Genomic DNA, 10,698 nt, shown 5'->3' with positions numbered 1-10,698 from the left:
CGCCGCGAGAGACGCCCGGTGAAATCCGCCACAAGGTCCCAGGCGACCACGAGGATGGAGACCAGGGCAAGGTTGGCGAGGAGTGAGTGCCAGATGTCAGTCATGACTTCGGCTCCTTTTTTCCGATAAATACCGACAAAACCTATCCGAGGTCTAAAGAAGCTGCCCGGCCATGCCGTTCTATTCCCTTTTGGGCACATGGGACCCGAGAGTACCTTTGCGATCTTCCATGAAGCCGATCAGCTCATGATTCGACGGTGTCGTAAGCGCAGATGAGCAAGAGGCATCGCGGCAAATTCGGGTCTTGCACATGATCTGTAAAGTGTCGCCTTGAACATCTCCTTCTTTCCATACATAGGTCGACCAGGTGGGTGGCGGCTCAACATGGAACTTCAATGAACCTCCCTATCTTCGCCATCAACCTCGATCGCGAGACCCAGCGCTGGAGCGAATTGCTCGCCAGCGCCGAAGCGGCGGGACTGACCTTGCAGCGCATTGCCGCCGTCGACGGTCGGGCGCTTGCTGAAAAAGACTGGACGGAGATCGATCTTCCAGCCGCGCGCAAGCTGAGCGGGCGCGACATCCTTTCGGGCGAATATGCCTGTTACCGCAGCCATATCCGGGCGCTGGAAACGTTCCTGGCCGGTGGCAGCGCCCATGGCCTGATTGTCGAGGACGACGTCCTCTTCAGCGAAAGCACCATGCGGCGCATCGAGGCCATCATCGCGGCGGTGCCGGATTTCGATGTCATCAAGCTGACCAACCATCGCATGAGCTTCTTCATGCGCGCGGTCGAGACGGCGGAAGGCGATGAGATCGGTCGTGCGCTGCATGGCCCGCAAGGCTCGGCCGCCGCCTATCTGGTGACGCGAGAGGGCGCGCAGGGTCTGTTGTCGGCGCTCGCCGTAATGAAAATGCCATGGGACGTCGCGCTCGAGCGCTTTTGGGATACTGGCCTGAAAGTCTATTCGGTCCGCCAAAACGTGCTTGGCTTCGCCGCCAGCAGTGGGATCTCGGGCATAGCCGGTCCCTCGGGAAGCTACAAATCCGCAAGGCTGGGCGGGCCGAGCCGGCTACGTGCCGGGGTGTTACGGGCCAGCGACGAACTGCGCCGCCTGCATCACGTCCTGCTGCCGCCCCCTCTGCCGCGAGATGCCCTGGATGATGCCAAGGACAACGCGCCGCGCCACACCTTGCTTCTGTTGCTTGCGGCACTCGCCATTCTCGCTTTGGTCTCCGCGGTGTGGCGCGAGGCCGACACCTACCGCTATGCGGGCCTGGCGCTGGCCCTGGTCGCGGTCATCCGCTGGTTCAGAGTGGACTTGTGGACCTACAGCAAACCGCTGATCGGTTGGGTCGGCTTCCTGTGTCTGGGCTGGTCGCTCTACGTCTTCATCCGACTGGCGATCGTCTATTTCGGCACCCACCAGTTGGGTGGCGCCGAAGGCATTTACATGTTTCCGCTGTTCTACGCGACGACCGGCTTCGCGTTTCTGCTGTTTGTCAGGCAACCCGCACGGCTCGTGCTCTGGTTCATGATCCTCAGTCTCGTCTTCCTAGCGGCGGACACCTTCTATTCGGACATGTTTCAAGGCGTCCAACCTGCCCCGTGGCTTTTCAACAATCCCATCCACGCGTCGGTGGCGGCCGGTTTCATCTTCCTCTGCACGCTGCAATTCATGGCCTACTCGGCGCAGAGAACGGACCTCGGAAAAGCAACCAAGAACCTGCATTGGGCCCTGTCGACAGCCGTCCTGCTGCTTGCCCTCGTCAATATCATCGAGATGCGCTCAAAGGGAGTGTGGCTTGCGCTTGCGCTCGCTCTGCTCTTGTTGGCGGTCATGACCCTGGCGAGAGGCCATCGCCGCGAACTGTTGGTTTCGGGTGGCGTGCTGGTGATCGTGGCGGCCGGCATTGTCGCGGCACACAACATCTTCTCGTCCACCGCCGACGATACCATGGCATTCGTCAAAACCTTGGTTCCGGATGTGTTCAGGCATGGGGTCCTCCCCGCCTTCGACCGCGCCATCGCGAGCGACGCGGTTCCGCTTGCAGCCAAGGAAAGGCTGATGCTGTGGGCGGATGCGATCAATATCTGGAAGCGCCACCCGATCTTCGGAGCCAGTTCCAGCTGGCTGACCGAATGGCAGAGCAGAACCTATCATCCCATGATCTTCAATGTCTTCCACAATGGTTATCTGGAGATTGCCGTGCGTTATGGGGTGGTCGGACTGGCGTTCTTTGCCTTTCTCTACACCTGGTCGGCCAGGCAGGTTCTGCTGGCCATGCGAGCCAAGCTCGTCGCTCCGGCCGCATGGTCCTGCTACATCTCCACACTGGTCTTCTTCGCCCTAACCATCCTCACCAATTCCAACAACCGGCTGGCCATGGGCGAGGCCTTCATGTGGTTTGCCGCAGCGTTCGGCTTCTATTGTTTTTATGTTCGCCAGCAGAAGAACCTTGTCGCGCCGCGGACCTATTTTTAGGGCCTGCCGGCGCAGCACGTATCTGACCAGCCGATTGCGACCAATCCACCTTTGACGCCCCGCTCAATTTCCCGATAATCGGGAAAGTCGATGCCAAAATCGATGGCTTATCGCCGGCAACCCCTTCGTTACGATCGACACGGATCACAGACAGGGGTTGTCACGGACATGCTGACGGACAGGCAGGCACGCGAGGCGGTGGAGCAGTACCGCGAGGAAGGATACGCGGTCGTTCGACAATTCGTCGACGGCGACGAGATGATCCGGCTGAAGAAGGAAACCGATGCGGTCTATGCCGAAGGCCTCAAGCATCACGCCACCTTCCGGCACGGCAACCTGAATTTCCAGATCCTGCCTGAATCGGACTTTGGCCAACGCTATGTGCTGCAGGCTTACTGGTTTTCCTGGATCAATTCCTATTTCGAAGAATTCCGCCGCAATCCCGACTATCTGAAGCTGCTCGAGAGCCTGATCGGCCGTGACATAAGGCAGATCGCCCAACAGCTGCACTGGAAGCCGCCCGGCGCCAATGTCACGGGTTATCGCTTCCACCAGGATTTGCGCTTCCGTAACCAGGCGGCCTTCGACAATGTCGCCGACGCCACCGTGACAACAGGCCTCGCGGTCGATCGGGCGACGCTGGACAATGGCTGCCTTCAGGTCGTGCCCGGCAGCCACAAGCTCGGCTATCTCGGCCTGTCGGACGAGGGAACCGGCGAGCTGATGAAGGGCCTGACCGCCGAAGAAGAGTTGCGCAAAGTCGGCATCGACCCGGCGACCATCGTTCCGCTGGTGCTAGAGCCGGGCGACCTTGCTTTATGGGGGCTGCTTACCGTGCACGGCTCCTCGCCCAACAAATCGCAGCACGACCGGGCCTTTGCGCTGTCCAGCTATGTGCGGGCCGATACGACGCAACGTGGCGAATGGGCGTTCAGGGACGGCGTTTCGGTGCCGCTCGGCAAGACGCCGGCACTGTGCAAATACGAAAAGCTCTTCGAGGAGCCGGGACCGATGTACGACACCACCGCCTGGTGGAAATGACGCTGCCGCGTCGGGCGACGGGGGCAGAGGGGGCCTGGCGTTCGCGCCAGGCCCCTGACGGCGTTGGCCATGGACAATCGGGCAGCATTTCAGGCGGTGAAGTCGGCCGACAGTTCGCGGATCAGGAAATCGACGAACGCGCGCACCTTGGCCGCAATATAGGTGCGGTGCGGATAGAGCGCGTAGATCGGGCTGGAGCCGGGGCGAAACTCATCCAGCTGCACTTCCAGCCGGCCGTCCCTGATCGCAGCGTCGACCAGCAGGCTGGGCAGGTTGCCGATGCCGAAACCGGCGGTGGTCATCTGGTAGGCGGCCTCGACGCTGTTGGTCGAGATCCGCCCCCCGATAGCCGCATCGAAAGGGCCGTCGGGTCCGATGAATGGCCACGTGCCAAGGCGCTTGGCGAAATTGCTCAGCACGCAGGAATGGCTTGCCAGCTCATCCGGGTGGACCGGACGGCCGTTTGCATCCCAATAATCGGGCGTAGCGCAGACATAATTGCGGACGTCACCAAGCCGGCGGGCAATCAGGGCGGAATCCGCCTGACCGCCGAAGCGGATGGCCACATCGTAGCCTTCCTCGACAATGCCGACGACATAACGCGCGGTGAGGTCGAACTCGATCGTGGTGAGCGGGTTTTCTTCGAGGAATTTCGGCACCAACTTGGTTATGCGCGTGTGGCCCAGAACATTGGAGCAGGAAACCCGGATCAGGCCGCGCGTCTCCTTGTGCAGGCCGCGCGTCGAATCCTGCAGTTCGGATATGTCGTCGAGCAGGCTGCGCGCACGCGGAGCATAGTCGCGGCCCGCCTCGGTGAGGCTGAGACGCCTTGTGGTGCGATTGATGAGCCGGACGCCAAGGTCGTCTTCCAGTTCCTTGATGGTGCGGCTGACGGCCGTCGTCGACATGTTGAGATCGCGCGCCGCCGCCGACAGGCTGCCCAGCAGGCAAACCCGATCGAACACCCGCATCGCCGTCAGAAGATTCATCTTGCCTTCCCCTCGCCGTCGCGGCCCCGCCGCCATCGGCTGCGTCCTGTAGAAAACAGCGCCCAGCAACGACGCGGCAAGGGCATTCCACCGAATTTGGGCGTAAAATCAACAATGGGAGAACCGATATGACATCCAGACCTCTTCATCCCGCGATCGGCACATTTGCGAAAGGCGCAAAGAGCGGCGCGCTTGGCCGCCGCGAGTTCCTGGCGCTGGCCAGCGCCTTCGGCGCCAGCACGGCGATTGCCTACGGGCTCATCGGTCAGCCGGTCCCGGCGCGAGCCGAGGAAGCCGTCCAACCCAGGAAGGGCGGCGTGGTGCGTGTTGCCATGCAGGTGATGGAGCTGGAAGACCCGCGCAAGTTCAAGGTTTCGCAGATGGGCAACATCGCCATGCAGTTTCTCGAACCGCTGGTGCGCTGGAAGCCGGATTTCACCTTCGAGCCGGTGCTGCTGCAGAGCTGGGAGATCAATGCGGACGCGACGGAATATGTGCTCAAGGTGCGCCCGGGGGTGAAATGGTCGAACGGCGACGATTTCACCGCCACGGATGTTGCCTTCAACATCACGCGCTGGTGCGAGAAGGATGCCGCCGGCAACTCGATGGCCGGGCGCATGACCGCGCTGATCGATCCCGACACCAAGGTGGCGCGCACTGGTGCCATCGAGGTTCGCGACGGCCACACCGTGGTCCTGAAACTGTCTCAGCCCGACATCACCATCATCCCAGCGATGACCGACTATCCGGCATTGATCGTCCACCACACATTCAATCCGAAGGCGGCGCCACTGTCGGCCAACCCCGTTTGCACGGGCCCGTTCGAACTTAAAAGACTCGATGTCGGCGTTGCTGCCTCGGTGCGCAAGCGGCCGGACGGGTCGTGGTGGGGCGGCGAGGTGTTCCTCGACGGCATCGACTGGACCGACTACGGCACCGACTCGGCCGCCACCGTCTCCGCATTCGAATCCGGTGAGATCGACCTGAATGGGCAGACGCAGTCCTATGACGTCGCCATGCTCGACAGGCTGGGCCTGAAGAAAAGCGAGATCGTCACTGCCGCCACCCTGGTCTCGCGCTGCAACGTCAACGCCAAACCCTATGACGACAAGCGCGTGCGCAACGCCATACAGCTTGCGGTCGACAACGAAGCGGTGCTGCAACTGGGCGCCGACGGCATGGGTATCGTCGCGCAGAACGATCATGTCGGACCGATGCATCCCGAACACGCCGACTTGCCGCCGATCAAACGTGATCCGGTCCGGGCCAGGGCATTGCTCGAGGAAGCCGGCCAGCTCGATTTCGAATTTGATCTGATCTCGGTCGAAGCCGATTACCGCAAGGAAAGCTCCGATGCCGTCGCCCAGCAGATGCGCGACGCGGGCTTCAAGGTGAAACGCACTGTCATCCCGGAATCGGCATTCTGGAACGACTGGACGAAGTATCCCTTCGCGACCACCAATTGGAACGCCCGACCGCTCGGCATCCAGACCTATGCGCTTGCCTACCAGACCGGTTCGGCATGGAACGAGACAGGGTTCGCCGATCCCGACTTCGATGCCAAGGTCCACAAGGCCAACGCCATCGCCGATCCGGAGCAGCGCCGTGCGGTGATGAAGGAACTGCAGGTCATGCTGCAGGATTCCGGCATCATCGTTCAGCCCTACTGGCGAAAGCTGTTCTGCCATATGAAACCTGCCTTGATGGGCTACCAGATGCATCAGGCCTATGAGCAGGACTTCACCCGGGCCTGGCTCGCGGCCTGATCGCGGGCAACCCTTCCGACAGGCGGCGCATTTTCCGGCGCCGCCCTTCGCCTGCTCACCGGGAAAATTGCGCCGAAGCGTCGGCATCAAGGGCGCTCGAGGAGCAGTGCAGGCTTCGCATCGGGCATGATGCACAGGTGCGGCCACACGCGCCATGCCTTGGCAGGTCGGCCGGAATCCCGGGCCGCTGCACCGGACCGGCTGGCACATCAAGCGTGTTAAACATTCTGGTTTCCGCCTCTGTCATCATCAAGCTCCGGTTCATGGCTGGAGCTTACTTTTGACTGATGGAAGTGAAACCCGCTTTCCCGGGCAACGACCTTCCCGAAAACCGGGAGAATTCGCGCTCTTGGTACCGACAGGAACCGAAGCGGCAAGATCGAGCCGCATGAGCGGTCTGCCGCCGCCTGATGTTTATGCCGGATCTCAACAGGTCTCTGCCGCTCAATTGAACTGAATTCGCCTGCTTATTGCGCGGAACTCCAGCCTGTCTCGGGCGTTGGACGCCAATATCTGCAAGATATTTTCCGGTCGACGACAGGCAGTATTATGAAGCTGGCGAAACGCCCCGAGCCACACACGGTCTTCGGACATGAAGCAATTTTGCGGTTGAGATCGCGGAACATGCGGCGTTATTTCCATCCTACCTGGAGACCTTAAATTGCCAGTTCGAATATGCTGCGTCTTTGGCAGCTGGCAATTGCTCAGCCTGGTTGCCTCTCTTCGCCAGTCAACAATGGATGGAAGCTCCCCGGCGGATGAGGAGCATGAGGATTACCTTCTGCTCTATGAAACGGCCGGCGTTTCCGAGCATTTCAAGACCGGTCTTGCTGAACTTGCGTCTACAGTATGGACCTGGAAACGGATCATATGGGCATACGACCTTCTGACGTCCGAGCGTAAATATGGGCAACTGCAAATTTTCCGGATCCATCGTCTGATCCGAGACACAATTGGCATCGACGCGAGTTCCGCGGTTGAAATCTGGGCCTGCTTCGTTAACCGGCCATCGGAAAAAATACTGCTGGACTCATACCCAGAAGCCAAGATCGTTTTGTATGAGGATGGCTTGACGTCATACCTTCCATTCGAAATTTCAACCATGTCATGGCCGCCAGGCACCAGGTTTAGACGGCGCATCACCGGAGCCTTGATTGCAGGACTCTCTACAATTTCACCGGCGTTCCGACTGAGGAAAGCGGCCGACAAGATAGAAAGACACCATCTGAGACGGGTGACAAAGTTTTATTCTTTGCTCCACGAAATCCCCATTCACGATGCTCTGGAGAACGTACCAAGATTTCAGGTCGGCGCTTCGCTGATGCGCGACGTAATAGATGAAGCCTGCAGGGATGCGCTTTCCGGCGGCAATGAACATTGCCGTGCGTCAGCCAACCCACGGATCCTGCTGCTCGGCCAGGCATTGTCGCGAAACGGCATAATGTCGTACGCGCACGAGGCGGCGATCTATAGACGCATTGCGGAGCAGATCGTTGAGAGAGGATACGACGTCGTCTGGAAGGAACATCCCAGAATAAGCACGCCCTTCTTCCCCGAATTGCTGGATACCATCGGCAATGTGACGGCCGACGCCAGCACCAGGATCATGGAGGCGAACCTTCCGCACATATATCCGATAGAGCTTGTCGTATCCCGGATGAACATTGTTGGGTGCGTCTCCGGCACGTCAGCTGCCCTTCTCTACCTGAAGTGGCTTTACGGCATCAAAACATACACATTTGCGGAAACCTTGATCCCCCTGATGACTGGCGCGGATATTCTGATGAGCGAAATGGTGAAAGCCCATGCGGAGCCCTTTTCAGGGCTCCAATCTTTGAACGCAACCAAGGATCCGTTGAAAGGCGGCAGCCCCGAACAGGTTGAACACGATCCTTTGAATCCAACTCAGGCAAACTCGATCTGAGACACCATCGATGTCAAAGCCGCTTTCAGTCCTTCAACGTGCCACCAGGGCCGACGTTCGATCAGAGCCGTTTCCACACATCATCCTGCGCGACGCCCTTCCCCTCGATCTCTACCAGGAGTTGGCCGACACGTTTCCCGCTCCGGAAGCGCTCGAAATTGATACGCGCCGCAACAACACCAGATGGGACTATGAGGCCCACCGCGTTCGGTCGAACGAAGCTGTGCCGCAAATATGGCGCGATTTTATCGCCTACCACGTATCTCAAGCATTTTTCGACGAACTCGCCGACCTGTTCTACGACGATATTCACAAGCTTTACCCTGATTATTATCCCAATTATGAACGCCTCAAGAGTATGAAAGCGGGCATCAGGTTTAGTGACACCTATGCAACGCGCGACATACTGATGGATGCGATGCTCAGCGGGAACACGCCGGTAACCAATGCCGGATCGGTGCGGACAAGCCACATCGACAATGGCGACAAGCTATTTTCTGGCCTGTTTTATATGAGGCCGGAAGATTATGATGCCGTTGGCGGGGACCTGACAATTAGTCGTTTCAAGTCCAAATACGCCACGCTGAAAGCCAAAGCGACACTCTTCAATGATGCCTATGTCGACGACACCCATTTGGAATGCGTCGAAACAGTTAAATACGACAAGAACATTCTTGTATTGTTCATCAATTCGATTGAATCGGTCCACGGCGTCACAGTCCGCCAACCCACCAACAAATCCCGGCTTTTCGTCAACCTGGTTGGAGAAGTCGAAAAGCCATTCTACATCAAAGGAAAAAAGATACGGCCGCGCTATGTCCCGGCGCATCAAGACCAGGATGAGGCGGAACAGACCTGGCTGAAAAGGCTCAAGCAAAAATTGCGGCTTTGAAAGACAACGTCGTCGATCTGAGTTTCAGCCTGAACCGCCAATACCGAGCCGGTTTCGACCTTCGCGGCGGGCAGGCACAGATTGGAGCAGAATGAGACTTCATCCAGCCGCCGAACGGATTGCTTTTTTCAGCACGCTTGTCGCTGTTCTTGTCCTTGCACTGGTGCCTATACCCGGACTCGAGGAGTACGGGATCGATATCGGTTTCCATTACGACAAGCTGAATCACGCCAGCGCCTTTGCCGTCATGACTTTCCTTGGAGGGCTCGGCTGGCCTGATCGCAAGATCAGGCTGATCGTCTTCCTTGCAGTTGTTGGAGCGGCGATCGAGGTCCTCCAGGGCACGGCGCTGATACGACGTGATCTGGACGTGTCCGACTGGGTTGCCGATTGCGTCGGCATCGCGTGTGGCCTCGTGGCCGTGATCTGTGTGAACTGGATCTTGCGGCGCAGAGGTTGAGCCTGTTCTCAAGCCCTTTGTGCACGGGGCCGATAGCCAGAGGAGTTCGCCCCCGGCTCCATTGACTCGGCGAAATCGGATTGCAACGGTCCGATCCGAGAGTGGGCGGTTTTTTCTACCTTGGCCGGACAGATGAAGCTTCGGGCGCGGCACCCAGGAAGCGCGCCATCAGTATTGAGGGACGATGACGATCAAGATCAGGCTTCCGGGTGGCGTGTTGAAGGTCAAGCAACGTCATGAGTTGCGGCGACGGGAGCACAAGGGCGAAGTCCCGGTCTGGCAGTTTGGCAAATATTTCGTCATCTGGTGGCCCAGTACAATTCCCGATCGACCCTCCAAGAGCTCGAATACTGACGATGAGCTTGAAATGAACATTCCATCGACTGGAGAAAGCACGTAAGCTCTATGCATCATGGCTTTGCGAATCAGATTGCCGGGGGGCACACTGAAGGTGAAGACCTACCGCGAACTGCGTGATCGCGAGCGGGATCGCAGGGTGCCTGTGCTGAAACTGGGATCGCTCTATTTCGTCTGGTCCTCGGCCAAGCATCATTCGCACAGGCACAGTCCGCGGCCCTGACATTTTTTGCCGGGCGAAAACCGCTTGCACACTTTTCCTGAATTGCTCCGGAGCGGCCCCTTCGCAGGCAGCGCAATCTGGATCAGCTTGCCTCGCGCATCGCCTCGGCCGCCTGCAGGTCCACCGACACCAGTTGGCTGACGCCCTGCTCGGCCATGGTCACGCCGAACAGCCGGTTCATGCGCGCCATGGTGATGGGATTGTGGGTGATGATGACGAAACGCGTCTCGGTGGTGGCCGCCATCTCGTCCATGAGATTGCAGAAGCGTTCGACATTGTGGTCGTCGAGCGGCGCGTCGACTTCGTCGAGCACGCAGATCGGCGCCGGGTTGGTCAGGAACACCGCGAAGATCAGCGACATCGCCGTCAACGCCTGCTCGCCGCCGGACAGCAGCGTCATGGTCTGCGGCTTCTTGCCGGGCGGGCGGGCAAGAATTTCGAGGCCAGCCTCGAGCGGATCGTCGGATTCGATCAACTGCAATTCCGCCGTGCCGCCGCCGAACAGATGCGAGAACAGCCGCTGGAAATGGCCGTTGACGACCTCGAAGGCGGCCAGCAAC

The 10,698-nt window shown here is 59.2% G+C and carries 9 protein-coding genes and 2 pseudogenes; 9 read left to right on the top strand and 2 right to left on the bottom strand.

The features are described 5' to 3' along the window. Window positions 1-395: 395 nt before the first annotated feature. The 3 genes and pseudogenes from EN964_RS38495 to EN964_RS12575 all read left to right on the top strand — a co-directional run. Window positions 396-869 (top strand): annotated as a pseudogene (locus EN964_RS38495) (glycosyltransferase family 25 protein); the annotation flags it as partial. A 21-nt stretch (window positions 870-890) separates the two neighbouring features. Continuing rightward, window positions 891-2,486 carry an O-antigen ligase gene (locus EN964_RS12580; protein ID WP_245456774.1) on the top strand — a complete coding sequence of 532 codons (1,596 nt, stop codon included), beginning with the start codon at window positions 891-893 and terminating at the stop codon, window positions 2,484-2,486. 168 nt (window positions 2,487-2,654) lie between these two features. Beyond that, window positions 2,655-3,527, top strand: coding sequence for a phytanoyl-CoA dioxygenase family protein (locus tag EN964_RS12575; protein WP_236382848.1), 873 nt, complete (start codon window positions 2,655-2,657; stop codon window positions 3,525-3,527). Between the two features lie 89 nt (window positions 3,528-3,616). Here EN964_RS12575 and EN964_RS12570 read toward each other — a convergent pair whose 3' ends face one another. Next, the gene (locus EN964_RS12570) at window positions 3,617-4,516 is read right to left on the bottom strand and encodes a LysR family transcriptional regulator (RefSeq protein ID WP_127270477.1); all 900 of its coding nucleotides are present in this window, start codon (window positions 4,514-4,516) and stop codon (window positions 3,617-3,619) included. 128 nt (window positions 4,517-4,644) lie between these two features. Between EN964_RS12570 and EN964_RS12565 the strand changes: the two genes are divergently transcribed. From EN964_RS12565 to EN964_RS37665, 6 genes are all read left to right on the top strand, one after another. Beyond that, on the top strand, window positions 4,645-6,282 hold the full coding sequence (locus EN964_RS12565) for an ABC transporter substrate-binding protein (protein ID WP_127270479.1): 1,638 nt from the start codon (window positions 4,645-4,647) through the stop codon (window positions 6,280-6,282). A 736-nt stretch (window positions 6,283-7,018) separates the two neighbouring features. Beyond that, window positions 7,019-8,206: a polysialyltransferase family glycosyltransferase gene (locus tag EN964_RS12560; protein WP_373565056.1), complete on the top strand. Its 1,188-nt coding sequence runs from the start codon at window positions 7,019-7,021 to the stop codon at window positions 8,204-8,206. 10 nt (window positions 8,207-8,216) lie between these two features. After that, on the top strand, window positions 8,217-9,098 hold the full coding sequence (locus EN964_RS12555; protein WP_127268449.1) for a hypothetical protein: 882 nt from the start codon (window positions 8,217-8,219) through the stop codon (window positions 9,096-9,098). A 91-nt stretch (window positions 9,099-9,189) separates the two neighbouring features. After that, window positions 9,190-9,558 carry a hypothetical protein gene (locus EN964_RS12550; protein WP_127268450.1) on the top strand — a complete coding sequence of 123 codons (369 nt, stop codon included), beginning with the start codon at window positions 9,190-9,192 and terminating at the stop codon, window positions 9,556-9,558. Between the two features lie 184 nt (window positions 9,559-9,742). Then, on the top strand, window positions 9,743-9,958 hold the full coding sequence (locus EN964_RS12545; protein WP_127268451.1) for a hypothetical protein: 216 nt from the start codon (window positions 9,743-9,745) through the stop codon (window positions 9,956-9,958). Window positions 9,959-9,970: 12 nt separating this feature from the next. Next, a complete protein-coding gene (locus EN964_RS37665; protein WP_164775799.1) occupies window positions 9,971-10,138 on the top strand; it encodes a hypothetical protein in 168 nt (55 codons plus the stop codon). An 82-nt stretch (window positions 10,139-10,220) separates the two neighbouring features. Here the strand turns inward: EN964_RS37665 and EN964_RS12540 are convergent. Further along, window positions 10,221-10,698, bottom strand: a pseudogene (locus EN964_RS12540) (chromosome segregation protein SMC); the annotation flags it as partial.

The sequence above is a fragment of the Mesorhizobium sp. M7A.F.Ca.CA.001.10.2.1 genome (assembly GCF_003998575.1).
GTDB lineage: Bacteria > Pseudomonadota > Alphaproteobacteria > Rhizobiales > Rhizobiaceae > Mesorhizobium.
The sequence above is the reverse complement of the archived record's forward strand: the minus strand, read 5'-3'. Positions and strand labels throughout refer to the sequence as shown.

Coding starts and splice junctions, on each gene's coding strand:
- EN964_RS12575 (WP_236382848.1), top strand. CDS start 2,655: ATGCTGACGGACAGGCAGGCACGCGAGGCGGTGGAGCAGTACCGCGAG.
- EN964_RS12570 (WP_127270477.1), bottom strand. CDS start 4,516: ATGAATCTTCTGACGGCGATGCGGGTGTTCGATCGGGTTTGCCTGCTG.
- EN964_RS12565 (WP_127270479.1), top strand. CDS start 4,645: ATGACATCCAGACCTCTTCATCCCGCGATCGGCACATTTGCGAAAGGC.
- EN964_RS12560 (WP_373565056.1), top strand. CDS start 7,019: ATGGATGGAAGCTCCCCGGCGGATGAGGAGCATGAGGATTACCTTCTG.
- EN964_RS12555 (WP_127268449.1), top strand. CDS start 8,217: ATGTCAAAGCCGCTTTCAGTCCTTCAACGTGCCACCAGGGCCGACGTT.
- EN964_RS12550 (WP_127268450.1), top strand. CDS start 9,190: ATGAGACTTCATCCAGCCGCCGAACGGATTGCTTTTTTCAGCACGCTT.
- EN964_RS12545 (WP_127268451.1), top strand. CDS start 9,743: ATGACGATCAAGATCAGGCTTCCGGGTGGCGTGTTGAAGGTCAAGCAA.
- EN964_RS37665 (WP_164775799.1), top strand. CDS start 9,971: ATGGCTTTGCGAATCAGATTGCCGGGGGGCACACTGAAGGTGAAGACC.